The sequence below is a fragment of the Clostridium sp. HCS.1 genome (genome assembly GCF_047900555.1).
GTDB lineage: Bacteria > Bacillota > Clostridia > Clostridiales > Clostridiaceae > Clostridium.
This window is the reverse complement of record NZ_CP170704.1, coordinates 3,135,864-3,160,304: the sequence shown is the minus strand read 5'-3', so window position 1 is coordinate 3,160,304 and position 24,441 is coordinate 3,135,864. Positions and strand designations below refer to the sequence as shown.

General features: G+C 27.7%; 24 protein-coding genes and 1 riboswitch. Of the genes, 21 read left to right on the top strand and 3 right to left on the bottom strand.

The features are described 5' to 3' along the window. The first annotated feature begins 38 nt into the window (after positions 1 to 38). From ACFYH6_RS15105 to ACFYH6_RS15075, 7 genes are all read left to right on the top strand, one after another. Positions 39 to 326 (top strand): DUF503 domain-containing protein, encoded by a 288-nt coding sequence (locus ACFYH6_RS15105; RefSeq protein WP_416180101.1) that lies wholly within the window; start codon positions 39 to 41, stop codon positions 324 to 326. Positions 327 to 407: 81 nt separating this feature from the next. Then, positions 408 to 551: riboswitch (SAM riboswitch) on the top strand. Between the two features lie 92 nt (positions 552 to 643). Beyond that, entirely contained in the window at positions 644 to 1,672 is a 1,029-nt protein-coding gene (locus ACFYH6_RS15100) for a methionine ABC transporter ATP-binding protein (RefSeq protein WP_316342198.1), read from the top strand. Beyond that, positions 1,672 to 2,310 (top strand): methionine ABC transporter permease, encoded by a 639-nt coding sequence (locus ACFYH6_RS15095; RefSeq protein WP_316342199.1) that lies wholly within the window; start codon positions 1,672 to 1,674, stop codon positions 2,308 to 2,310. The genes ACFYH6_RS15100 and ACFYH6_RS15095 overlap by 1 nt, the downstream gene beginning before the upstream one ends. Before the next feature lie 23 nt (positions 2,311 to 2,333). Beyond that, on the top strand, positions 2,334 to 3,167 hold the full coding sequence (locus tag ACFYH6_RS15090; RefSeq protein ID WP_416180102.1) for a MetQ/NlpA family ABC transporter substrate-binding protein: 834 nt from the start codon (positions 2,334 to 2,336) through the stop codon (positions 3,165 to 3,167). A gap of 205 nt (positions 3,168 to 3,372) precedes the next feature. Beyond that, positions 3,373 to 4,290, top strand: coding sequence for a serine hydrolase (locus ACFYH6_RS15085; protein ID WP_416180103.1), 918 nt, complete (start codon positions 3,373 to 3,375; stop codon positions 4,288 to 4,290). 8 nt (positions 4,291 to 4,298) lie between these two features. Further along, positions 4,299 to 5,486, top strand: a complete 1,188-nt coding sequence (locus tag ACFYH6_RS15080) for an alanyl-tRNA editing protein (protein ID WP_316342202.1) — start codon at positions 4,299 to 4,301, stop codon at positions 5,484 to 5,486. 149 nt (positions 5,487 to 5,635) lie between these two features. Then, complete coding sequence (locus ACFYH6_RS15075) at positions 5,636 to 6,340, top strand: N-acetylmuramoyl-L-alanine amidase (protein WP_416180104.1); 705 nt, start codon at positions 5,636 to 5,638, stop codon at positions 6,338 to 6,340. Positions 6,341 to 6,462: 122 nt separating this feature from the next. Here ACFYH6_RS15075 and ACFYH6_RS15070 read toward each other — a convergent pair whose 3' ends face one another. Continuing rightward, a complete protein-coding gene (locus ACFYH6_RS15070) occupies positions 6,463 to 6,936 on the bottom strand; it encodes a hypothetical protein (RefSeq protein ID WP_416180105.1) in 474 nt (157 codons plus the stop codon). Between the two features lie 315 nt (positions 6,937 to 7,251). On the opposite strand from ACFYH6_RS15070, the gene ACFYH6_RS15065 reads away from it, so the two are divergent. The 8 genes from ACFYH6_RS15065 (at position 7,252) to ACFYH6_RS15030 (ending at position 13,024) form a co-directional block, all read left to right on the top strand. Further along, on the top strand, positions 7,252 to 7,728 hold the full coding sequence (locus ACFYH6_RS15065; RefSeq protein ID WP_416180106.1) for a pyridoxamine 5'-phosphate oxidase family protein: 477 nt from the start codon (positions 7,252 to 7,254) through the stop codon (positions 7,726 to 7,728). Between the two features lie 19 nt (positions 7,729 to 7,747). Continuing rightward, positions 7,748 to 7,942 (top strand): hypothetical protein, encoded by a 195-nt coding sequence (locus ACFYH6_RS15060; protein WP_316342206.1) that lies wholly within the window; start codon positions 7,748 to 7,750, stop codon positions 7,940 to 7,942. 24 nt (positions 7,943 to 7,966) lie between these two features. Beyond that, entirely contained in the window at positions 7,967 to 8,533 is a 567-nt protein-coding gene (locus tag ACFYH6_RS15055) for a hypothetical protein (RefSeq protein WP_416180107.1), read from the top strand. Positions 8,534 to 8,780: 247 nt separating this feature from the next. Next, positions 8,781 to 9,797: a glycosyltransferase family 2 protein gene (locus ACFYH6_RS15050; protein WP_416180108.1), complete on the top strand. Its 1,017-nt coding sequence runs from the start codon at positions 8,781 to 8,783 to the stop codon at positions 9,795 to 9,797. 19 nt (positions 9,798 to 9,816) lie between these two features. Further along, a complete protein-coding gene (gene glf / locus ACFYH6_RS15045) occupies positions 9,817 to 10,923 on the top strand; it encodes a UDP-galactopyranose mutase (RefSeq protein ID WP_416180109.1) in 1,107 nt (368 codons plus the stop codon). A gap of 149 nt (positions 10,924 to 11,072) precedes the next feature. Then, positions 11,073 to 11,591 (top strand): RNA polymerase sigma factor, encoded by a 519-nt coding sequence (locus ACFYH6_RS15040; RefSeq protein ID WP_416180110.1) that lies wholly within the window; start codon positions 11,073 to 11,075, stop codon positions 11,589 to 11,591. Further along, on the top strand, positions 11,591 to 12,280 hold the full coding sequence (locus ACFYH6_RS15035; protein WP_416180111.1) for a hypothetical protein: 690 nt from the start codon (positions 11,591 to 11,593) through the stop codon (positions 12,278 to 12,280). The genes ACFYH6_RS15040 and ACFYH6_RS15035 overlap by 1 nt, the downstream gene beginning before the upstream one ends. 213 nt (positions 12,281 to 12,493) lie before the next feature. After that, entirely contained in the window at positions 12,494 to 13,024 is a 531-nt protein-coding gene (locus ACFYH6_RS15030) for a helix-turn-helix domain-containing protein (RefSeq protein WP_416180112.1), read from the top strand. A 163-nt stretch (positions 13,025 to 13,187) separates the two neighbouring features. Here ACFYH6_RS15030 and ACFYH6_RS15025 read toward each other — a convergent pair whose 3' ends face one another. Then, complete coding sequence (locus ACFYH6_RS15025) at positions 13,188 to 13,658, bottom strand: pyridoxamine 5'-phosphate oxidase family protein (protein WP_416180113.1); 471 nt, start codon at positions 13,656 to 13,658, stop codon at positions 13,188 to 13,190. 561 nt (positions 13,659 to 14,219) lie between these two features. On the opposite strand from ACFYH6_RS15025, the gene ACFYH6_RS15020 reads away from it, so the two are divergent. From ACFYH6_RS15020 to ACFYH6_RS14995, 6 genes are all read left to right on the top strand, one after another. Beyond that, complete coding sequence (locus ACFYH6_RS15020; protein WP_416180114.1) at positions 14,220 to 15,509, top strand: ABC transporter substrate-binding protein; 1,290 nt, start codon at positions 14,220 to 14,222, stop codon at positions 15,507 to 15,509. Between the two features lie 12 nt (positions 15,510 to 15,521). Further along, positions 15,522 to 16,439: a carbohydrate ABC transporter permease gene (locus ACFYH6_RS15015; RefSeq protein ID WP_416180115.1), complete on the top strand. Its 918-nt coding sequence runs from the start codon at positions 15,522 to 15,524 to the stop codon at positions 16,437 to 16,439. 15 nt (positions 16,440 to 16,454) lie between these two features. After that, positions 16,455 to 17,309 (top strand): carbohydrate ABC transporter permease, encoded by an 855-nt coding sequence (locus tag ACFYH6_RS15010; RefSeq protein WP_416180116.1) that lies wholly within the window; start codon positions 16,455 to 16,457, stop codon positions 17,307 to 17,309. A gap of 17 nt (positions 17,310 to 17,326) precedes the next feature. Beyond that, entirely contained in the window at positions 17,327 to 19,090 is a 1,764-nt protein-coding gene (locus ACFYH6_RS15005; protein ID WP_416180117.1) for an FAD-dependent oxidoreductase, read from the top strand. A gap of 175 nt (positions 19,091 to 19,265) precedes the next feature. Continuing rightward, the gene (locus ACFYH6_RS15000) at positions 19,266 to 20,381 is read left to right on the top strand and encodes a response regulator transcription factor (protein WP_416180118.1); all 1,116 of its coding nucleotides are present in this window, start codon (positions 19,266 to 19,268) and stop codon (positions 20,379 to 20,381) included. Between the two features lie 8 nt (positions 20,382 to 20,389). Then, positions 20,390 to 22,198, top strand: a complete 1,809-nt coding sequence (locus tag ACFYH6_RS14995) for a sensor histidine kinase (protein WP_416180119.1) — start codon at positions 20,390 to 20,392, stop codon at positions 22,196 to 22,198. Positions 22,199 to 22,492: 294 nt separating this feature from the next. On the opposite strand, the gene ACFYH6_RS14990 is transcribed toward ACFYH6_RS14995, so the two are convergent. After that, positions 22,493 to 24,232, bottom strand: coding sequence for an ATP-dependent metallopeptidase FtsH/Yme1/Tma family protein (locus ACFYH6_RS14990; protein WP_416180120.1), 1,740 nt, complete (start codon positions 24,230 to 24,232; stop codon positions 22,493 to 22,495). Positions 24,233 to 24,441 lie beyond the last annotated feature (209 nt).

Below are 24,441 nucleotides of genomic sequence, written 5' to 3'. Positions count from 1 at the left end.
AATATAAGGAGTATAATATTAATAAAAGGGTGATAATTATGAAGGTGTTAGTAATGACTATTAACTTAAGGGCTGAATGGGTTCATTCATTAAAAGAAAAAAGAATGATAGTTAGAAGTGTAACTCAAAAGCTTAAAAATAAATTTAATATATCAGTAAATGAAGTAGGTAATCAAGACATTCATAATTATATTACTATTGGAGTATCAGCTATTTGTGCTACAAATGCACAAGTAGATTCAACATATGAAAATATAATAAATTTTGTTGAAGAAAATACTGATGCAGAATTAATGAATATAGATAGGGAAGTAATAATATTCTAAATATTTTCGTGATAGTTATTGACAATTTAAGTTAATAACAGTATAGTATTAATATAAAATTTAATAAACATTTTTTAATGTTTCTTATCAAGAGTGGTGGAGGGACTGGCCCTGTGAAACCCAGCAACCTGTAATAGGTGTGATAGGCTTAATTTTTATTGAGCTTAAATTACGCATATTAAGTTTGGTGCTAAATCCTGCAGCTTTTAAGCTGATAGATGAGAGAATAAATCAATAAGTGAATTTACACGCACTAGAGAATTTATTCTCTAGTGCGTTTTTTGTTTTTATTGAAGTTCTTATTAGGAGGGACGTAAATGATTGAAATTAGAAACTTAACTAAAAAATTTAATGATGTAGAAGTTATTAAAAATGTATCATTATCAATTGAAGAAGGAAAGATATATGGAATAATAGGACATAGTGGAGCAGGAAAATCAACTTTACTTAGATGTATAAATGGACTTGAAGGTTATGAAGATGGCTCAATAAATGTTATGGGAAAAGAAGTTAAAGATTTAAAAGGATATGAATTAAGAGAATTTAGAAAAAAGCTAGGTATGATATTTCAAGGCTTTAATTTATTAAATAGAAAAACTGTATTTGATAATGTAGCATTACCATTAGAAGTATGGGGCTTTGAAGAAGAATATAAAGAGTATAGAAATAATTTAGGGAATAAAAAAAGTATTGGCTATAGAGCTTATAGAAAGAAAAGAATAAATGAAAGGGTAAATGAACTTTTAGAATTAGTAGGACTTTCTGAAAAAGCAAAAGTAAAGCCAGCTAGTTTAAGTGGAGGGCAAAAACAAAGAGTAGCTATAGCAAGAGCATTAGCATTAGAACCTAAAATATTACTTTGTGATGAAGCAACATCAGCCTTAGATCCTAAGATAACAAAGGACATACTATCACTTTTATCTAAGATTAATAAAGAACTAGGTATAACTATTGTAATAGTAACTCATCAGATGGAAGTGGTAAAAGAAGTTTGTGAAAAAGTTGCATTAATTGAAGGAGGAATATTAAAGGCAGAGGGAAAAGCAGAAGAATTATTCTTAAGGCCAGGAGTATCATTAAAGAAATTCCTTGGAGAAGAAGAGGACCTTTTACCTAATAAAGGTATTAATATTAAATTATTCTTCCCAAGTACATCTTCAGAAAATGCTCTTATAACAAAGATGGCAAGAGATTTAAATGTAGATTTTTCAATAGTTTGGGGAAAGCTTGAAAAGTTTAGAGAAGATATATTAGGTAATTTAGTTATAAATATTGAGGAAGAAGATAAGGACAAGGTTATAGCTTATCTTCAAGAAAGAGATGTAGTATTGGAGGTGCTTAATTAATGTCAGAAATATTAATAGAAGGATTTAATAAAACCATAATAATGGTATTTTTCTCAACACTATTTTCAGTAATATTAGGTTTTATTCCAGCCATTGCGTTAATAGTAACAGCACCAAAGGGGTTAAGGCCTAATAAAGGAGTTTATAAAACTTTAGATACAATAATTAATATTTTAAGAGGTTTTCCATTCTTAATTTTAATGGTGGCAATAATGCCCTTTACAAAATTATTAGTAGGAAAGTCTATAGGAACCACAGCAGCAATAGTTCCACTTACTATAGCAGCAGCTCCATTTGTAGCAAGAATAATAGAATCAGCTTTAAAAGAAGTAGATCCAGGAGTAGTAGAGGCAGCTAAGTCCTTTGGAGCATCAAATATTCAAATAATATTTAAGGTTATGCTTAAAGAAGCAGTACCATCAATAATTTCAGGATTAACATTAACAATAATAAGCATAATTGGATATTCAGCTATGGCAGGAACAGTAGGCGCAGGTGGACTTGGTGATTTAGCAGTAAGATATGGGTATCAAAGATACCAAACAGATGTAATGATAGTAACAGTAGTAATCTTAGTAATAATAGTACAAGTTCTACAATCACTAGGAAACTACTTATATAAAAAATTATCACAATAAATTAAATTAAGGGGGCTTTAAATATGAAAAGAAAATCAATTTTATCAATTTTATTAGCAGGGGCTTTAGCAATGGGCTTAGTAGGATGTGGAAATAAGGCGGATGATAAATCTGGTTCAGCATCTGAAGATAAAACAATAACAATAGGGGTTAGTCCTGTTCCTCATAAGGAAATAGTAGAGCAAATAGTACCAGATCTTGAAGCGGAAGGATATACAGTAAAAATAGTAGAGTTTACTGATTATGTAACGCCTAATACAGCATTAGATGAAGGAGAATTAGATGCTAACTACTTCCAACACATAGCTTATTTAAATGAAACTAATGAAAGTAAGGGCTTAGACTTAACTTATACAGCAGCTATTCACTTAGAACCATTAGCAGCTTATTCTAAATCTATTACAGACTTAAAAGATCTTAAGGATGGAGCAACAGTTGCTATACCAAATGATCCATCAAATGAAGCTAGGGCTTTAAGATTAATTGAAAAGGCAGGTTTAATTAAATTAAATGATGGAGAATTAGTTACTCCTAAGGATATTACAGAAAATGCTAAGAACCTAAAATTTGAAGAATTAGAAGCAGCACAATTACCTAGAGTATTAGATGAAGTAGATTTAGCTGTTATCAATGGAAACTATGCACTTGAAGCAGGATTAAATCCATCTAAAGAAGCTTTAGCAATAGAAGATGCAAATGCAGAAGCAGCTAAAAATTACAGAAATATATTAGCTGTTAAAAAAGGCAATGAAAATAGCGAAAAAATTCAAGCATTAACAAAGGCTTTAACTTCTGAAAAAGTTAAGAAATTTATAGAAGAAAAATATAGTGATGGAACAGTAATTCCAGCATTCTAAAAAGTTGATTTTTAGGTATTTTTATAAAATTAATTAAAGGATTGTTAGTTACCTATAATAAAAGTAGATAAATATTATATGCAGTTCACTTAGAGTAAATCTAGGAAAGAATGAATATAATGTCTATCTACTTTTTTATTACAAATATAATTTAAATAAGCTCATATGTTATAATAGAATGAAAATAAAACTAAGGATGGTAGTAATGAAAAAAATATATATATTGTTAATGGCTATTTTTATTACTATTTTTACAGGATGCAGATATAGCGGAAATATAGAAACAATAAAAAATAAAGATACATTGGAAAGAGAAAATAGCAGACTTATAGAGTTAATTGATAATAAAACAAATGAAGTATTAGGAGATTATAAGAATAATGTAGCTATTTATTTTAAGAATTTAAATACTGATGAAGAATACACTTTAAATCCAGATAAATATTATATAGCTGCAAGTACAAATAAAGTTCCTTTATCGATGTTAATATTAGATGAAGTTATAGCTGGAAATAAATCATTAGATGATTTAATTCATTTTAGTGAAGAGGATAAGGAAGAAGGAAGTGGAGTTTTAAGTAGTTTAGATGAGGTTCCTGATATAACCATTAATGAAGCTATATATTTATCTATTGTAAATTCTGACAATATAGCTAAGAATATGTTATCACGAGTAGCAGAAACTAACATTACTGATTATATGAAAGAAATTACAGAAGATAATAATATACCTAAGGGAAATTATACAACAGCAAGGCAGATTGGAATTTTATTAAATAATTTATATGAAAATCCAGATAATAACCCATATTATAATACCCTTATAGAATATATGACTAAAACTACTTACCATGATAGATTAGATAAGTATTTAGATTATAATAAATTTGCCCATAAAATAGGAAATTACTACAGATATTATCATGATATAGGGATAATTTATGGAGAAGATCCCTATATATTAGTTATTTTAACTAAGGATATTGGAGAATTAAGTACAAATCCCTATGAAGATGGTGGGGAAGATGAAAGATATTTACTTGATTGGGGCGAAGAAGCTTGTGAACTTATAGCTAGATTATCTAGAGAAATATATACTATAGTAGAAGAAAGTAAAAGGTAGGTGATACTTTGGAAAGGTTATACTATGAAAATCAATATATAAAGGAATTTGATGCTAAGGTAATAGAAGTTAAAGAAGTTGATGATATTTATCATATAGTTTTAGATAAAACTGCCTTTTTCCCAGGGGGAGGAGGGCAAAGCTGTGATTTAGGATACATAAATGATAATGAAGTTTTAGAAGTTTATGAAGAAAATAATTTAATTTATCATGTATTAAAAGAATCCTGTAAAATTAATGATACTGTATTCTGTAAAATAGATTGGAATAGAAGAGAAGATGGAATGCATCAGCATTTAGGTCAACATATATTATCAGGCTGCTTTTTTAAATTATTTAATGCCAATACAGTAAGTATTCATCTAGGGAAAGAAATAAGTACAGTAGATATTATAGGTGAACTTAATGAAGAAATGGTTAGAAAAGCAGAAGTCTTAGCTAATGAAGTAATTCATAAGGGAATAGAAGTAAGTTTTTTAGTTCCTAATGAAGAAGAATTAAATGATATGAATTTAAGGAGAGACTTACCTAATACAGAAGAGGATATTAGAGTAGTTAAAATAGGTGATTTAGATATTAATGCTTGTTGTGGTGTTCATCCTAGCAAAACATCAGATTTAAGGATGATAAAGATTAAAAAGTTTGAGAAAAACAAAGGAAATACAAGAATAGAATTCTTAGCAGGAGAAAGAGCTATTAAGGATTCATTACTTAAAGATAAAGTCCTTAGAGAAATTTGTAATTATTTAAATAGTAATGAATATGAAGCCTTAAATGGAATAAAAAATTTAAAGAATTCCTTAGAAGAAATAAAAAAGGAAAAAAAGATATTAGAAGAAGAATTATTGAATTATGAAGAAGAAGTACTTATTAAAGAAGGAGAAAATCTAGGAAAATATATTATTATTAAGAAGATATATTTTAATAAATCAATAGATTATGTTACAAGACTTGCTAATAAAATAACCGAAAGAGATAATATTATCTGTTTATTTGCAATAAGACTTAAGGAAAAAGCTAATATAATTCTTGCTTCTTCAAAAAATATAGAAAATATTAATATGGGACAAATACTTAAAGAATATATTTATATAGTTAATGGTAAAGGTGGGGGAAGTAAGACTTTAGCCCAAGGTGTTGGGGAAGTAGATAAAATAGAAGAATTTTTAAATATCATAAATGAAAATATATTTTAGAGCTAGGAATATAACATTTATACATTTTTTGTTGAAATAGTAATGATAAAAATTAAATTTGTAACCAACTATCGAAATTCCCAATATACTAAATTATAAAGTAATGCAATATTTATATTATTACTATATAAATAATGGGAGGGAAAGAGTTGGCAAAATGGGTATTGGATGCAGGTCACGGTGGAAAAGACTCAGGAACAGTGGGCAAAAATGGAAGAAGAGAATCTGATATAGTTTTAGAAGCTGTTTATGAGGCAAAAAGATTATTAGAAAGAAACGGTGAAATAGTATTGCTTACAAGAGCATCTGATATATACTTAGATGTCATGGACAGAGTAGAAATAGCAAATAATTGGGAGGCAGATTATTTTGTTAGCTTCCATATGAACTCCTTTGTAGATAATTCTGTTACTGGAACCGAAATTGTAATATTTGAAAAGGGACATAAATCAGAAGAATTAGCAAGATTTTTAAAGGATGAATTACTTGCTAATTTAAAATCTAAGGATAGAGGAATAAAGGAAGGTAGCTATACTATTTTAAGGGAAACTAAGATGCCTGCAGTTATTATTAATGCTGAATTTTTATCAAATGAAGACATAGAAAAAAACTTTAGTAGCATAAAGTATGGATACATGGTAGCAAGAGCTTGTTTAACTATGGTTAATAAAGTTTTAATTGATATTCCAGTGAAAAAGCCAAAGACTCCTACAAGAGAGGGCTGGAGAATTTGTATAGGATATTATAGAGATTATGAAACTGCTGAAGAGGAAGTAATTAGATTGCAAAATGAGGGCTTTAAAGATGCCTATGTGGTTCCATATCCAGAAGAAAATATAATCAAGAAAGAATGAAAAAATGAAAGAATGAACTATGGAAGAAGTAAGAAGTAAGAAGTAATAGTTAAGAGATAAGTAAGATAATGGAGGCTGTAAAAGTGGATAATTGAATTTATCCACTTTTGATTTGTAATAGTTTAAAATTGCTTATCTAATTTGCTTGATAAAATTGAATTTTTTCTCTTTAATTTTTGCTTGACAGAATAGATTATATTTATAACTAAAGTAATAGCTATTAATATATGTAGAATAATGTGATAAGCATCGGGAATATATACTGTCTCTGAGCTGAAAATTTTAATTGTCTCCTTAAAATATTCAATTTTCCCTTCAGTACTGCCCATAAATCCACTTCCGAATAGGGTATACCATTCATGACTTAAAAATTGAAGGATAATCCACAGTGAATTCCATAATAAAAGAATATACTGTCCTATATTCTCTTTTATTATGAATATAATAAATGCCATTAAGGGGATAATCATAAAAATCCAATCTTCTTTATATGAGGGTGTAACTAAATATTTATTTTCAAATTTAATTCCTATCATAGCTAAAAAATACCATAAAAGAAGAACTATATTTGAAATTATACAATATTTTTTCTTCATTATTTTCTCCTATAACTTTTTCAATAATCTATTTAATAATCTCTAAATTATTTCTTACAATTTAATAGTATGATGAATTAATAATACAAATGCGTGATAATATATATTCTTATCATACATTAATTTTAAACTATAATTCTATAAGAGATGAGAATAATATATTTAATTTAAAAAAAGTCATAAATTATAAACATTCAAATAAAATAAATCCATTTTTAAAATAGTGTTTATGCATTAAGGAAGTAAATATTATCTTTATTGTTAAAAAGAGTAAATAAGAGTATAATATTTTAAAGAATTGAAAGGTGGATGACTATGAGAACCATGAGAAGAAAAGATAGAGAAGTAACAGATATTAACGAAAAGATGGAAATAATAAATAATTGCAAGGTTGTTAGGTTAGCTATGAAGGATAAGGAAGGTTTATATATTGTACCACTTAATTTTGGATATTCCTATTTAGATAGTAAGTTAACTTTATATTGCCATTCTGCTAAGGAAGGAAGAAAATTAGATGCTATAGAGGAAAATTCAGAGGTAGCATTTGAAATGGATTGTGAACATAAATTAATTGAGGCTAAGCTTGCTTGTTTATATGGATTTTATTTCAAAAGTATTACAGGAAATGGTGTTGCATCAATAGTTGAAGATATGGAGGAAAAGAAGATTGCTCTTTCATTACTTATGAAGCATCAAACAGGAAAGGATTTTACTTTTGAGGACAAGCATGCTAAGGCAGTAACTGTTTTCAAGGTAGAAGTTACTAATTTCTCAGCTAAAGAGTATAAATAAACTTCCATACATAGATGAAATGAAAAATTACTATGGAAAACTAGAACAACCATATTTTCTATCAGGGGGCTTTGTAGAATTTATTATTAATGAATATGGATATGATAAGATAATTGATTTAATTAAAAATCCTGATGATATAGAAAAGATTATAGACACGACAAAAGAAGAAATAATAGTTAAATGGAATGAATATATCCTTAGTAGCTATTAATATGTTTAAAATAGGAGGAACAGAATGATAAGCAATTATTTATACTTGATTTCTATAGGATTAGTCTTTATGACAATTATATTTATAATATATAATTACATTTTATTAGGAAAAAGAAAAAAAGCTGATCATAAAGATGATAATAACAAAGAAAATATAATAAAGAACTACAAAAAGAATATAATGAATTTGGTAGTAATATTAATAGTTTGTATCTCGTTTGCATTTTATTTTTCAAGACCTGTAGACATATATAAAACAGTAAATATAGGTAAAAACATAAATTATGAAAAAGTTAATGTATATGGAAATATTACTAGTTTTGATATGATTGAATTAGATTCAGGTAATGGTGAGAAAGTATTTGATTTATTAGAAAAGTATAAGTATAAAAGGATTTTTAACTTTAGTGATGCTACTGGAGGAGATGCACAATTTATTTTATTTGAAAATACTGATGGTAAGCCTGGAATAATAGAAGTTTGGCGTAAGGGGTATATTAGAATACCAAATCATAAGGTTTATAAAGTTGAATCAGAAGACAAAGAAGAATTATACGGTAAGTTATCAAGTCTTCTTAAAAATTTATAATTATATTTATTGATTATAAAAATCACACCATTAATATGTTTTATTAATAGTGTGATTTTTTTTTACTATTAGATTTGTAATATAAATTATCAGAAAAAATTAAGAAAATTTAGTGGGGGTTATGAAATAAACAGTATTTTATTTGGCAATAGCAAATGATATAATTATACTTAGAAAAAAATGGGTTTAATTACATATTATTAAAGGTAATTTAAAATTATAAAGAATAAGTAAAGGTCGTGTAATTATGAAGTTATTATCAATAATAATTCCTTGTTATAATTCAGAAAACTATATGAAATATTGTATAGAGTCGCTTTTACCAGGTGGAGATGATGTAGAAATACTTATAGTAAATGATGGCTCAAAGGACAAAACAGCTGAAATTGCAGAGTCTTATGCTAATAAATATCCATCAATTATTAAAGCAATTCATCAAGAAAATGGTGGACATGGTGAGGCTATAAATACTGGAGTGAAAAACGCAACAGGGTTATATCTGAAAGTTGTTGATAGTGATGATTGGGTAGATACTAGAGCTTACTTTAAGATATTAGATGCTATAAAAGATTTCTATAATAATAGAGAATATGTTGATATGATAATCAGTAATTTTGTATATGAAAAAGAAAATGCTAAATTTAAGAAGGTTATGAAATATGATAATGTTCTTCCAGAGGAAAAAATATTTACCTGGGATGATATTGGAACTTTCCGTAAAGGACAGTATATTTTAATGCATTCAGTTATATACAGAACTGAGGTTTTAAAAGAATGTAGACTAGTTCTTCCAAAGCATACTTTTTATGTTGATAATTTATTTGTATATTTACCTCTTAAAAATGTAAAGAAGATGTTTTATATAAATACTGAATTTTATAGATATCTTATTGGTAGAGAAGATCAGTCAGTAAATGAGAAGGTAATGATAAAAAGGATAGATCAACAAATAAAGGTTAACAAATTAATGATAGAAAATATTGATTTAGAAGATATAACCAATAAGAAACTTTATAAATATATGATTAATTATTTAGAAATTATTACTGCTATATCAGGGGTATTGCTTATACGTTCAGGCACGGAAGAAAATTTAAAGAAGAAGAAGGAATTATGGAAATATATTAAAGATAAAGATGTAAATTTATATCGTACTCTTAGATATAAATTAATGGGACAACTTATTAATTTACCAGGTTTAATAGGGCGTAAAATTTGCATAGGAATATATAAAATATCTCAGCTAGTTGTAGGATTTAACTGATATAGTAGGAAGGTAAACTATGAGTAAAAAATATGATTTTTTAATTGTTGGAGCTGGACTTTATGGAGCTGTATTTGCACATGAAGCAAAAAAACGAGGAAAGAAATGTTTAATATTAGAAAAACGTAATCATATAGCAGGGAATATTTATACAGATAAAATTGAAGACATTAATGTTCATAAATACGGTGCACATATTTTTCATACAAACAATAAAGAAGTATGGGATTATGTAAATAATTTTGCTGATTTTAATAGATATACAAATAGTCCTGTAGCCAATTATTGTGGTGAAATTTATAATCTTCCTTTTAATATGAATACCTTCAATAAAATGTGGGGTGTTAAAACACCAGAGGAAGCTAAAAAAGAAATTAGAAAACAATGCAGTGATAACTATGTTGAAAATCCAAGAAATTTAGAAGAGCAAGCAATTAATTTAGTTGGAAGAGATATATATGAGAAGTTAATTAAGGGATATACTGAAAAACAATGGGGAAGACCTTGTAGTGAACTTCCTTCATTTATAATAAGAAGGTTACCAGTAAGATTTACTTATGATAATAATTACTTTAATGATAGGTATCAAGGTATAGCTATAGGTGGGTATAGTAATATGGTTAAAAAAATGATAGATGGAATTGAAGTGAAATTAAATACAGATTATCTTAAGGAAAAAGATAAGTGGAATAGTATTGCAGGAAAAGTAGTTTATACAGGACCTATAGATGCATATTTTAATTATAAATTAGGAGTTCTTCAATATAGAAGTATAGCCTTTGAAAATGAAACTTTAGATATTGAAAACTTTCAAGGGAATGCAGTTGTAAATTATACTGATAGAGAAACTCCATATACACGTATAATAGAGCATAAGCATTTTGAATTTGGAAATCAGCCTAAAACAATTATAAGCAGAGAATATAGTAAAGAGTGGAGTATTGGTGATGAACCATATTATCCTATAAATGATGATAAAAATAATGAATTATATAATAAGTATAGTGAGCTTGCAGATTCTGAAAATAATGTGATTTTTGGTGGACGTCTAGGAGAATATAAATACTATGATATGGATAAAGTCATAGAAGTAGCTTTAAATAAGTCAAAAGAAATACTTATATAAATTTAATAAATAGGAAATATATTTTAAAGTATATAAAGAGGATTCAAATGAGAATCCTTTTTATTTTAATTTTTTAAAAAACTATATTTTATGAACTTTTATGCAGTATAAAGTATCTAATAGATAAGAATAAAGAAGGGGGTAATTAGATGTTTCGGGGAAATAAGGGGAATTTAATTTCTAAGGCTAAGAAGGGAGATGGAAAAGCATTTACTGAATTAATTGAAGAAAATATTAAAGGGGTATACAGAGTAGCAAAAGGAATTTTAAATAATGAAGAAGACATAGAAGATGCCATACAAAATACTATATTAAAGGCTTATTCAAATATTAATACTTTAAAAAATGAAGAATTATTTAAAACATGGCTTATAAAGATTCTTATTAATGAATGTAATAAAATCTATAATTTTAATAAAAAGTGTATAAGTTTAGATAAGGTTATTGAAGAGCAATATAGAGATAAATATGAAAATTTAGATTTGAAGATTGCTATTAATTCTTTACCAGAAGAATTAAGACTAGTTATTATATTATTTTATTTTGAAGATTTAAAGATAAGTGAAGTTTCAAAAATTATTGGAATAGCTGAAGGAACTGTTAAATCACGATTATCTAGAGCAAAAGATAAACTTTCAAAAATTATAAATGGAAAGGAGATAATGTAATGATAGATTTAGATAAGAGTTTAAATAATCTTTATAAAGATAATGATATAGAAATTCCAACTTCTTTAAGAAGGAAGCTTGATAAAGTATACGAAGAGATAGAATCAAAGAAAAAGAAGACAATTAAAAAGAATGTATTAAAAGTTGCTGGACTAATCATTGCATTATTAATAGGTACTAATTTTATTAAGCCTTCTTTAGCAGAAGAATTACCTATATTTGGACCAGTAATTAAAGTATTAAATAATAAATGGGGATTAGGAATTAAATACACAGAAAATGGATTAGTAGTTAAAGAGGATTTTCATACCGAAAATCATACTCTTAATATTGAAGCTGTAGATTATCGTGGAGATCAAGTATTGTTAGTATATAAAATTATAAATAATAATAAAATAGATATGGATAATACAGAAATGTATTCTTTGGATATAGACATAAGTGGAGAGGACTTTATAGTTGATAGCAATACAGGGATAGACACCGGTGGGGTAGATGAAGATGGTGTATGCTATGGGTATTCATTACGAAGATTAAACTTTGAAAAAGGGTTAGATAATAGGAAGGAATTAACTGTAAAAATATCTCCCAAAGGAATAAGATATTTCAAAGGTGATGAAGATGTAATTGAAGAAATTAAAGATACTAGAGAAATAAATTTAACAATAAAAAATAAAAATTTTAGATAAAAGATATTTCATAGAGTAACTATGATGAAAATATATTTTTAATTTAGAGCTGTTTAGACAGCTCTATTTTTGTTTATATGCTTAAGAAAATATTTTGAAAATTCCTACAAATATATGGACAAATTATATATAAGAGAATATAATTAAATTAGTAGTAAAAAATATTTTAGTAATAAAATAAATATTATTAATAAAAACTTAGGGGGTATAATTATGAATTTCTTAGATTTATATTTGCAAAGAAATAATAGTAAGAGATATGAGATTTATAAAAAAACAGGGGTAAGTCAGCAGTTATTAGCAACTCACACAAAAAAGAGTGTAGAGAATTATTCTAATAAAGTAATACTAGCATTAGCAGAAGCTTTAGGAAAAACTCCAGGAACTGTATTAGATGAGCTTTTAACTTTAGAAAAAGAAAATCCAGCTTTTGAAGCTTATAATCCAGAAGAACTATTAACAGCTTTACAATTTAAATACGATAAAATAATTATTAAGGGTGCTTATTGCAAGGAAATATATAAATTGATGAAAAGTCAATTATCAGAAACGGAAAGTATGGGTTTTGAGTTAGGTAGTGGTGGAGTAGCTACAGTCCTTGCTTATGCTATAAACGTAGCAAGAGATCTTTTCAGTAATTCAGACAAGGTTTCTAAAGAAATTGAAAGAAAAATAATATCTTATAAATTAGAAAGTGCTTCAGAAGAACAAGTAATTATAAGATTAAAACAATTAGACTATTAAAATCCAGGAGCTATATAGTATTGCTTGTTCCGTCGCCAGCTCCAAGTCACCACAATAGGATATAGCTCCTCTTTAAAACTGAAGGAAACAACTCATTGGCATGAGTTGTAAAAAATATAGTACTGCTTGTTCCATCGTAAGCTCTAGAATTGGAAGTTAGTAATTATGATACTGGTTCAGTATTTAAATCAAATGGAAATTCTTCAACTTCTTTTAGTTGAAAGTTTACTTTATAGCCTATTCCATCTTTATAGAAAAATCCATCTTCCAGTTCAATTTTTACGTAACACATATTTTCATCATTTTCATTATTATGTGCAAAGTACCAAGGCTCAAATACTTTAATTAATTTTTCTCTTAACTCCCTATTTTCTACTAATAATGGATGACCAATATTATAAGCATTTCCACTAAATCTATAAAATTCATTGCATAGTGAAACTTGACTGTTCTCCTCTAATTCGCGAACCTTTTGTGATTTTGAGTAGGTAACTACATAAAATGAATTATCTTCAAAAAAAGTATCAATAACTCTAACTGATGGTTTATTATCCTTCACAGTAGCCATTGCAAATTGACAATCCTTTGCAAATAATTCATTCATAGTATATAAAGCCTTTTCGTAAATTTCCATTTCTAATCCTCCTACAAATTCTAATTAATTGAGTAATTTAATAAATAATCAACTTATAACAATGTAATTATAAGTTAATTATAGCATGTTTTGTAAGAATGTTACTATTTAATTCCATAGAGTAAATTTTCTTTCAAAAGAAGAACAAGATACATTAATAAAAATACTTACTAAAATTGATGAAAATATGTAATTTCTTTGGAGATATTATGAATACAATTTTATTTGAAACGTGGATTTGTAGAGTATGGGAAAAGGGAAATTAAAATTCCACTTACTAATAAAAAAGTTCCACTTACTTGTTTTTTATTTAGTTGATTTTATACATATACCTTATAAATAGTTAGAGGTTTTAAATTATTTTAAGGATTAGAAATTATGACTTTATGGATAAAATATTATACTTTTATTATTAGAAAATGTATTATCTCAATTTTATGATAAAAAAATAGTACTAAATTTGAAAGATAGTACTATTTAATATCTTTAAGAAAACATTTACAATGGGATTAGGCAAGTAAAGAAGGCATATAGATATATAAAATTTGATGGAGGGGTAAAATGAAAAAAAATAAAGTTTTAGTTTCAAGTCTTTTAGTACTAAGCTTAATTACTGGAATTGGATGTTCTAGTAAAACAAATGAGACAATCAACCAGCCAGAGGAAAAGACAAACTTAGTATGGGCAGGTTGGAGTGGAGAAGAAGAAGCTAATAAAGAAACAATAAAAGGTATTATTGATACCTATAATACTTCTACTGATAATGCTGAGATTTCATGGGTTGGATGGCCATGGGCTAATACTTTGCAACAATTAATTATAAGAACTCAAGGTAATCAAGATCTTGATGTTGCACAAGTAGATATGGCTTGGCTTGCTACTTTAGCAAAGATGGACGTGCTTGTTGATTTAAATGAAGTATTAGGAGAAGACTGGATGAAGGAAAACATACCAGAATCATCTTTAAATTCAGGAAATATTGATGGAAAACAACTTGCAGTTCCGTGGACACAAGCATCTATAGGTATGGTATATAATCCTACTATATTAAAAAATGCAGGGATTGATAAAGTTCCTGAGACAGTAGAAGAGTTTGAGGAAGCTCTTAAAAAGATTAAAGAATATGATAAAGATATTATTCCTTATGCAGCAGCAACAAAAGAAGCAGGAAGTATTGCAAAGGATGTAAATGCTTGGTTTTGGACTTTTGGAGGTCAGTATATAGATGATAATGGAAAAGTTGTTATAAATAGCGAGGCCAATGAAAAAGCTCTAACTTGGTATAAGGGCTTAAAGGATAATGGATATATAGCTATGGATTTAACAAGATTTGATGCAAGACAATTATTTGCACAAAATAAAGTTGCATTTTATGATGATGCAATACTTGCAAGAGGAATAGCTAAGAGTAATGGAGTGACTGAAGATAAGCTTGATGAAACAATACAACCAATGGCTAGACCAGTATTAAATAAAGGTGATAAGCCTCAATCTACACTTTGGGGACATCAGTTAGTTATATTTAAGAGTGCTAAGGATACAGAGAAGGTAGGAGAATTTATAAAATATTTGATAAGTGAAGAAACTTCTCTAAAATATTTTGAAGCATCAGGATCAGTACCAGTAATAAATTCAGCTATTAATAGTGATAAGGTTAAGAATGATAAGTGGGCAAGTGAATGGCTTACAATAACTGAAACAGGTAAAAAAGCTGAAACACAAAAATATGAAAACGATAGTCAGTTAGCAACTATTATTACAGAAGAAATTCAAAATACTTTACTTGGAACTAAAACTCCTAAGAAAGCATTGGAGGATGCACAAAGTAGATTTGAGCAAAGCATGGACTAAGGAGGACGATAAATGCAATCAAATTTGTTTTTAAAGAGTAAATCTGATGAAACTATAAAAAAGAATAAACTAACAGATGGCCAATTTGGCTTTCTGTTAGTACTTCCAGCCCTGATAGTATTTTCTCTAATAGTATTATATCCTTTTTTATCATCAGTTTCTCATAGCTTTTTCAAGGCTGGAATGTTGACTAATGAAAAGAGTTTTATAGGTTTAAATAATTTTAAGAATATTATTTCTGATCCTAATTTCACTAAAATACTAGCAAATACATTTATATTTGTTATTGGAACAACCCTTTTATCCTTTATTTTAGGATTTATATGGGCAATAGTATTAAATCAAGGATTTAAAGGTTCAGAATTTCTTAGAGGTATTACTCTTGTTAACTGGATAATACCTGGAACTGCTATAGGATTTTTATGGATGTGGATATTTCATGGCCAATTTGGAGTTTTAAACTATATATTAAGAAGTTTAGGACTTATTAAGGAGAATATTATATGGCTAGCAGATCCTAAATTCTCAATGTTGGCAGTTATAATTGCAAGAACATGGCAGTATATGCCTTGGTTTATGGCACTTCTTATAGGAGGATTAAAAGGTATATCCTATGATATTGTTGAAGCAGCAAGAATAGATGGAGCTAATAACTTTAAAGTTTTTACAAAAATAGTTCTTCCATCTATGAAAAATATTATATTCTTTATTTTGCTTTTAGGTATTATATCAGGATTGCAACATTTTGATATTATATGGGTTATGACTTCTGGAGGCCCAGGAATATCAACTACTACACTATCAGTTGAAGTGTACAAAACAGCATTCCAAAATTGGGATTTAGGCAGAGCATCAGCCATAGGAGCAATATGGGTTGCTATATTATCTGTGTTTATGTTTTTATATCTAAAAATGCAGAGAGAGAAGTAAGGGAGGAGAAATACTATGTCAGAAAATAAGTTGTTTGATAGTAAAGGTAAAGGCTTCAAAGTTTTCTTTATAATTTCCTTAATTATTGTTGGATTATTTGTACTGTTACCATTGTATTGGATAATAATAACTGCATTAAAGCCAGCAAATGAGGCTTTCAGTGTTAATCCAAGTCTCTTTCCTAAAAGTATAACCTTCGATAATTTTAAACAGGTAATAACAGATGAGAGAATACTTATATATCTTAGAAACAGTTTGTTTGTATCATTCCTAAGTTCTTTCATAACTACAGTTCTATGTACTTATGCAGGATATAGCTTTTCGAAATTTAATTATAAGGGAAAAAAATCTCTTATCATGCTGGTAATGACTGCACAAATGTTTCCTTTTGCAGTATTGCTTCTTACAATATATACAGTAATGCGTAATTTAAATTTATTAGATAATTATATATCCCTAATATTATCATTTGTTACATTCACTTTGCCAATGGGTACTCTCACACTTAAATCTTATTTTGACGAGATACCAGATTCTTTAATAGAATCTGGAAACATAGATGGTGCATCGAGGATGACTATAATGCACAAAATAATATTTCCGTTAGTAGTACCTGGAGTAATTTCTACAGCAATATATGGATTTGTTTGGAGCTGGAATGATCTTTTATACTCTTTAACTCTTGTTACTTCAGCAACAAAAAGAACTTTAGCTCCTGGATTATCACTAACATATATGGGGGAATTTCAAAATAATTGGTCTAATATGATGGCAGCATCCATATTTGTATCTATACCAGTTGCTTTAATATTTATATTTTTACAGAGGTACTTTATTCAAGGTATTACTTCTGGTTCAGTAAAAGGTTAAATTTGTGAGGTATAAGAATGAATAAAAAAATAGAAATTAAAGATTATAAAGTGATAGTTATAGGTGGAGGAATGGCAGGAGTATGTGCCGCTATAGCTAGTGCTAGACAAGGAGAAAAGACTGCTCTTATAAATAATAGACCAGTATTAGGAGGTAATGCTAGTTCTGAAATAAGAATGCATATATGTGGAGCTGATTATCATGGTTTCAGAAAAAATGCTAGAGAAACTGGAATAATAGAAGAAATTTTATTAGACAATAAAATGGCTAATAAAAGTAATTCTTTCTCTATATTGGATACTATCTTATGGGAGAAAACAAGATTTCAAGAAAATCTTGATTTATATTTAAATACCCATGTTACAGACCTAATTAAAGATGAAGATAAGATTATAAGAGTTATGGCAGAACAATTAACTACAGAAAAGATATTTGAGTTAAATGGAGAAATATTTATAGATGCTACAGGAGATGGTACTATAGCTTATTTATCTGGGGCGGAATATATGAGTGGAAGAGAAGGAAAAGATAAGTTTGGAGAAAAGTTTGCTCCTGAAAAATCAGATAATCATACTATGGGGAACACTCTATTATTTTCGGCAGTAGATATGAGGAAAAAAGTTGAGTTTATAAAACCAAGCTGGGCAAATACTTATCAAGAGGAAGATTTAGCTTATAGGCAACATCATGAAATTAACAGTGGATACTGGTGGATTGAAATTGGCGGAGATGATCTTGATGTTATTCAGGATGGAGAAGTTATAAGAGATGAACTTCTAAAGGCTGTATATGGTGTATGGGATCATATCAAAAATTCAGGAAATCACTATGCAGATAATTTTGCATTAGATTGGGTAGGATTTTTGCCAGGGAAACGAGAAAGTAGAAGAATAGTAGGAGACTATATATTAAAAGAGCAAGATTTATTTGAGGGTAAGATATTTGATGATGCAATAGCATATGGTGGTTGGCCTATGGACATGCATACCGTAGGTGGAATCAGAACTAGAAGAGAGCCAAATGACTTTATTATGATGGAAGATTTATATACAATACCTTATAGAAGTATATATTCAAAAAACATAAAGAATTTAATGGTGGCAGGAAGAGATATAAGTGCTTCACATATGGCCTTTGGATCTACAAGAGTTATGGCAACTTGTGCAGTTATAGGACAAGCAGCTGGTACAGCGGCAGCTATGTGTACAAACAAAAAAGTTTTTCCAAGGGAGATTAATGAGCATATACATGAGCTTCAGCAAAAGCTTATGAAAGCAGACTGCTATATACCAGGGTTTAAAAATGAAGATATAGGTGATTTAGCACTAAACTCAAAGATAAGTGCATCAAGTTTCTTAGAAAACTGTCAACCTGAAAATATTATTAATGGATATTCAAGAACTATTAAAGATAAAATTAATGCATGGATTCCACAAGAGGAGGATAAGTATCCATGGATTGAGCTTTCTTTTAATAATATTATTTCACCTAAGGAAATATTATTGAAATTTGATTCTAATCTTTCAAGAGAAATAATGATTTCTCTAACTCATAGTGTTAGAAATCGTCAGCATCAAGGGACTCCAGAGGAAATAGTAAGAGATTATGATATTGAATTTTATCATGGAATAGAATTAGTAGAAAAAAGAGAGATTAGAGATAATCATAGACGACTAAGTTGTACTAAAGTTGATGAAATTAGATGTAATAGAATAAGAATTAAACCTTTAAATACATGGGGTTCAAAAAGAATTTGTATTTATGAAATAAGAGTATATTAATAAAGGAGCTGTCGCGACAGCTCCTTAATTTTACATTATTCATTCTACATTGTGCACAGCTCCTTTAATGATTTAAGGATATTTAAAATGTGAGATATAAAGGATTATTTTATATTGTGAAGAATAATATAAGTAAGTATAAAAAAATGAGACTTATGAGCTGGTGGTGATATAAGTGTATAATCTAGTTATTGCAGATGACGAAAAGAACATAAGAGAAGGATTAAGTAGATTTATTGATTGGGCAGATATGGGATTTAAGGTTGTAATGAAATTTGAAGATGGAGAAGATGTAATTGATTACATGAATTCTATGTCTGTAGATGTAGTGCTTTGTGATATTAGGATGAATAAGAAATCTGGGCTTGAAGTAGCTAAATATGTATACGAAAATTCTCTAAATATAAAAGTTGTTTTAATGAGCGGATATCAGGAGTTTGAATATGCTAAAAAAGCTTTAGAGTATAATGTTATTTCTTATATAGTAAAACCTATAGAGATTGATGAAATTAAAGATAAATTTATAAAGATAAAAAACGACCTTGATAGTTTGAAAATAATTAATGAAAAAATGAAACAGGAAAAGAAAAGGGCAATAGAAGCTCAGCAGGACTTTAGTGTTCTTATAGACCTACAATCCAATTTGATAGAGTCCTTTTTAAACTTTGACAAGCCTTCTATATACAGTATTTTCAATGATATTTCTACTAAGGCAATCAATATGCCATTTAATTCTGGACTAAAATTTTTAGAGAACACATTATTACTTCTACTAAATAGAATAAATAGTCACTATTTAGGATTGACTATTAAAGAAGATTTAAAGGCTATCATAAGAAAAATTAATGATGCAGAAAATTATAATAATGCACTTCAAGTTTGTGAAGAATATATAAATTCAGCAATTAATGGTATTGAAGAAAATAATAATAACAATTCAAGATTAGCTATAAAAAAAGCAAATAAATATATTGAAGAAAACTATATGTATGACTTAACTTTAGAAAAAGTAGCTGAAACTGTATTCTTGAGCCCTGTTTATTTAAGTAAGATTTATAAGAAAGAAATGGGGATTAACTTTAGTGATTATGTTACCCAAAAAAGAATGGAAAGAGCCAAAGAACTATTAAATAATAGAAATTTGAAGGTATATGAAATATCAGAGCTTGTGGGATATAAAAATCTAAAATACTTTTACAAGATATTTAAAAATTATACAGGATATACTCCTAATAAATATAGGGGGATGTTTATAAGCAATAAATCTAATAAGGCAAGAGAAGATAAATAGGAGTTATTATGAGAAAAATTAAAAGTTTAAATATATATAAATATATAAAGGAATACAGATTTAACAGTATTTTAGTAAAGTATTTTATAACTATTAATCTTTTTATAACTCTTCCACTATTTTTAGCCATATTTATTGCTTTTAACTATTTAAACAATATATATAATGAGCAGATAATGAGTGCTAACCAGGCAGCTTTGTCTAGAACAAAAGATAGCATTGATATGATAAGCAGACAGGTTGAAACAGCTCTTTTAAGTCTTGCTACAGACTTAGAAGTAGAAAATATATTGAGATTTAATAGGCAGAATTATAATGAAAAAGATTCAGACATGATTAAGAGTATAAATAGTGTTGAAAAGGTAATAAATACTTATGTATATTATGGGGATTTCATAGACTCTATTTGTATTTACTCTGAAAAAAGTGGCTATAAGGTTGTTACAAGTAATATATCCTATATAGATTGGAAGTACAGTGATACTATTGAAGAGGAATTTAATAATAATATATCTAAAAGTTATTGGACATCTGTTATTCCAGAAAAAAATACAATATCATTTTTTAGATCCATACCTATATATTCTAGTGAGAAAAGTGGGGTAGTAGTTGTTAGTATAGACATTGATAGTATTAATAAGCTTATAAATGAAAATAAGGATGTTATTATCGAGGATTTCTATATACTAAATAATGATTCAATAGTATTTAACAAAGATAAAAATCTATTAAATAAAAATATTAGCAGTGTAGAATTATTAGAAGGAATGAAAAGATTAGATTTAGGTGAAGGTAGTACTATAACAATAGAAGGAAGAGAATACTTTACAAATAATATTCAATCTGATTATAATGATTGGAATTTTATATCTCTAGTAAGCGGTAAGGACAATAAATTAAGGGTAAATAGAATAAGAGATATAATGATTGGATTTTTAATTTTTAGCATAAGTATAGTGCTTATTATTTCATTTCTTATAGCTGTCAAGCTTTTCACTCCAATAGAAGAGATACTTGGTATATTAGAAAAGAAAAATAATGATAGTAGTCCAATTTACAGTAAATCAAAGATAAATGAACTGAAAATAATATCAAGAGGTTTAGAAAGCTCCATGAGTGATGTTAAATATCTTAAAGAAGAACTTAATAATAGAATGCGACTTTTAAAGAAAGCGAGATCTATAGCACTTCAATCACAAATAAATTCTCACTTTCTGTTTAATACTTTAGAGAATATAAGGTGGAAGGTTATGGAGTTCACAAATGGAGAAAATGAAGGAAGTCATATGATTTCAAATCTTTCAAAGCTTTTAAGGATTGGCCTTAATACAAAAGAGTATATGAATACTTTAGAAAATGAAATTGAACATATAAAAATATATTTAGAAATACAAAAAATAAGATATGAGGATAGATTTGAAGTTATTTATAATATTGATGATGAAACATTAGAAACAATGTTGCCAAAGATAACTCTTCAACCTATTGTAGAAAATGCAATTTATCACGGAATAAAGCCAACCAATAAAAAATGTATTTTAACTATAAAATCTTTCCTTTTAAAAGATAAAGTCTTTATAGAAATTAGTGATGATGGTATAGGTATGGATGAAGAGAAGTGTAGATATATTAATAATGAGCTTCAGACAGAATATATAAAGGAAGAGAATCATATAGGAATAAAAAATGTTAACCAAAGGATAAAGCTTAGTTTTGGAGAAAATTATGGTATAGAAATAAAAAGCAAACTTAATATTGGAACAAGTATAGTTATATCAGTACCATCAGATTTAAAAAATAACTCTAATGAACTATAATATAAATCCTATGTGTAAATGAGAATATGATGAACATTGTTTAGAAAATTGAGTTGGATTTAATTTTTAAATTTAAACTATTGCGAATTAAAAGTGGATAATAAATTATCCACTTTTAACTGTCCAATATAGAAATTAGTCTAAAAAAGAAAAGTATTACTAAGAATTTCACCAATTGCTTATGGTATTTACGGAGTTGTATTTAAAAATAAACTAATTTCATTTTTTTATTTCACTTTTGCGATAGCAAAAGTGAAGATTCATTCTTTCATTGTAACTCTTACCTCTTCTCTCTTAGTTATTACTTAAAATTTCGTAAATTCTCTCTTCTTCCAGTGTTTCTTTAGCTAAGAGCTCCATAGCTAATTTATCTAAAGTACCTTTATTTTCTTTTAGAGTAGTTATTGTTTCTTCGTATAAAAAATTAACTAATTCTCTACATTCCTCTACAATAGGGTTTCCATAAGAAGTTGAAAGATTACCTAGTTTTGATAACTTCAATAGTCCTAAGGTATTTCCCATTCCATATTCTGAAATCATAGCCATAGCCATTTCTGTTGTTTGGCTTAAGTCTCCTTCAGCACCAGTTGAAATTTTTTCTTTTCCAAAAATAATTTCTTCTGCAGCTCTACCTCCAAGTAGAACCATAATTCTATTTTTTAAATAATCTAATCTTTGATAAGAGTTATCCTTTGGTATTGTTAGAGTATATCCACCAGCACCATTAGTAGTAGGAATAATAGTAATTTTTGATACCTTATCCTCAGGTGTTTTTATAAGTGAAATAAGAGCATGTCCAGCTTCGTGATATGAAGTTAAAAGTCTATCTTCTTCTAGGTAATGCCCTCTTTCCTTCTTTTCATACCCTGCAAGTACAATTGAATAAGCTTTATTTATATGCTCCTCTGTTAAGGAAGGAGAATTTTCTTTAGCTGCTATAATTGCAGCTTCATTAATTAAGCTTTCTAATTTAGCACCTGAGAAATAAGCGGTTTTTTTAGCTATATTTTTTATATTTATATGATTATGAGGTTTATTTTCTAAATGAAGAGATATAATTTTTTCTCTTGCAGATAAATCAGGTAATGAAACCTCTATATGTCTATCAAATCTACCAGGTCTAAGAAGAGCTGAATCAAGGGTATCTAATCTATTAGTAGCAGCAATAACTACTATACCTTCTTGTTCACCGAAGCCTGACATTTCAGTTAATAGAGCATTTAAAGTTTGATCTCTTTCATCATTTCCACTAGTGGAATTAGAACCACCTCTTTTTTTACCTATTGCATCTATTTCATCAATAAAAATAACAGCTTTACCTTGGGCCTTTGCCTTCTTAAATAGATTTCTTATTCTAGCAGCTCCAACCCCTACATATACTTGTACAAAATCAGAACCACTTAAAGCATAAAATGGAACTTTAGCTTCACCTGCAACTGCTTTTGCAAGAAGAGTTTTACCAGTACCAGGAGAACCATAAAGTATAACTCCCTTTGGCATTCTAGCTCCATATTCCTTATACTTTTCAGGATTTTTTAAAAAGTCAACTATGTCCATAAGACTTTCCTTAGCTTCTTCATTTCCAGCAACTGAATTAAAATTTAATATATTTTTATCTTCAGAAAAATCCTTTATATCTAGATTAGTGATTTTAGAGCCACTTCTTTTTCCCATAGATATAAAAACAATAGAAATTATTGAAGCTAAAAGAACCATAGAAGTAATAGTTTTAGAAGGACTATTTATATTTTCGTCTGAAATATCTATATTATTTTTTAATAACTCTTCCTTTAATGTAGGACTATTAGGATTTTCAGTAGAATATTTACTACCATCCTTTAAAAATACAGTAAGCTTTGAGCTATTATTAATTATTACCTTAGATATATTATTATCAGTTATATCTTGTAAAAACATTGAATATTGTTTATTGTAGTTTGCAGTTTTCCCAAAACTTAAATACATTAAAACTAATGTTGAAAGAATAGCTGTTGCTATTGGAATAAAAATTAAATTTTTCTTTAGTTTATTCATGATTACCTCCTATAAAGAAGATTAATTATCAAAAATATTTTAGCATTTTAAAAAAATTAGTCCACTTAATAACCTAGATTATTCCTATGTAAGTGTTGGAATATATGCTAAAATAAAAGATATCTTTTAAATTTTATGTAAATAGTGTATACTTTAATAAAATAGCTGACTGATTAGACTAATGATTTTAATAAGTAATATATAAGGAG

Coding starts and splice junctions, on each gene's coding strand:
- ACFYH6_RS15105 (WP_416180101.1), top strand. CDS start 39: ATGAAGGTGTTAGTAATGACTATTAACTTAAGGGCTGAATGGGTTCAT.
- ACFYH6_RS15100 (WP_316342198.1), top strand. CDS start 644: ATGATTGAAATTAGAAACTTAACTAAAAAATTTAATGATGTAGAAGTT.
- ACFYH6_RS15095 (WP_316342199.1), top strand. CDS start 1,672: ATGTCAGAAATATTAATAGAAGGATTTAATAAAACCATAATAATGGTA.
- ACFYH6_RS15090 (WP_416180102.1), top strand. CDS start 2,334: ATGAAAAGAAAATCAATTTTATCAATTTTATTAGCAGGGGCTTTAGCA.
- ACFYH6_RS15085 (WP_416180103.1), top strand. CDS start 3,373: ATGAAAAAAATATATATATTGTTAATGGCTATTTTTATTACTATTTTT.
- ACFYH6_RS15070 (WP_416180105.1), bottom strand. CDS start 6,936: ATGAAGAAAAAATATTGTATAATTTCAAATATAGTTCTTCTTTTATGG.
- ACFYH6_RS15065 (WP_416180106.1), top strand. CDS start 7,252: ATGAGAACCATGAGAAGAAAAGATAGAGAAGTAACAGATATTAACGAA.
- ACFYH6_RS15060 (WP_316342206.1), top strand. CDS start 7,748: ATGAAAAATTACTATGGAAAACTAGAACAACCATATTTTCTATCAGGG.
- ACFYH6_RS15055 (WP_416180107.1), top strand. CDS start 7,967: ATGATAAGCAATTATTTATACTTGATTTCTATAGGATTAGTCTTTATG.
- ACFYH6_RS15050 (WP_416180108.1), top strand. CDS start 8,781: ATGAAGTTATTATCAATAATAATTCCTTGTTATAATTCAGAAAACTAT.
- glf (WP_416180109.1), top strand. CDS start 9,817: ATGAGTAAAAAATATGATTTTTTAATTGTTGGAGCTGGACTTTATGGA.
- ACFYH6_RS15040 (WP_416180110.1), top strand. CDS start 11,073: ATGTTTCGGGGAAATAAGGGGAATTTAATTTCTAAGGCTAAGAAGGGA.
- ACFYH6_RS15035 (WP_416180111.1), top strand. CDS start 11,591: ATGATAGATTTAGATAAGAGTTTAAATAATCTTTATAAAGATAATGAT.
- ACFYH6_RS15030 (WP_416180112.1), top strand. CDS start 12,494: ATGAATTTCTTAGATTTATATTTGCAAAGAAATAATAGTAAGAGATAT.
- ACFYH6_RS15025 (WP_416180113.1), bottom strand. CDS start 13,658: ATGGAAATTTACGAAAAGGCTTTATATACTATGAATGAATTATTTGCA.
- ACFYH6_RS15020 (WP_416180114.1), top strand. CDS start 14,220: ATGAAAAAAAATAAAGTTTTAGTTTCAAGTCTTTTAGTACTAAGCTTA.
- ACFYH6_RS15015 (WP_416180115.1), top strand. CDS start 15,522: ATGCAATCAAATTTGTTTTTAAAGAGTAAATCTGATGAAACTATAAAA.
- ACFYH6_RS15010 (WP_416180116.1), top strand. CDS start 16,455: ATGTCAGAAAATAAGTTGTTTGATAGTAAAGGTAAAGGCTTCAAAGTT.
- ACFYH6_RS15005 (WP_416180117.1), top strand. CDS start 17,327: ATGAATAAAAAAATAGAAATTAAAGATTATAAAGTGATAGTTATAGGT.
- ACFYH6_RS14995 (WP_416180119.1), top strand. CDS start 20,390: ATGAGAAAAATTAAAAGTTTAAATATATATAAATATATAAAGGAATAC.
- ACFYH6_RS14990 (WP_416180120.1), bottom strand. CDS start 24,232: ATGAATAAACTAAAGAAAAATTTAATTTTTATTCCAATAGCAACAGCT.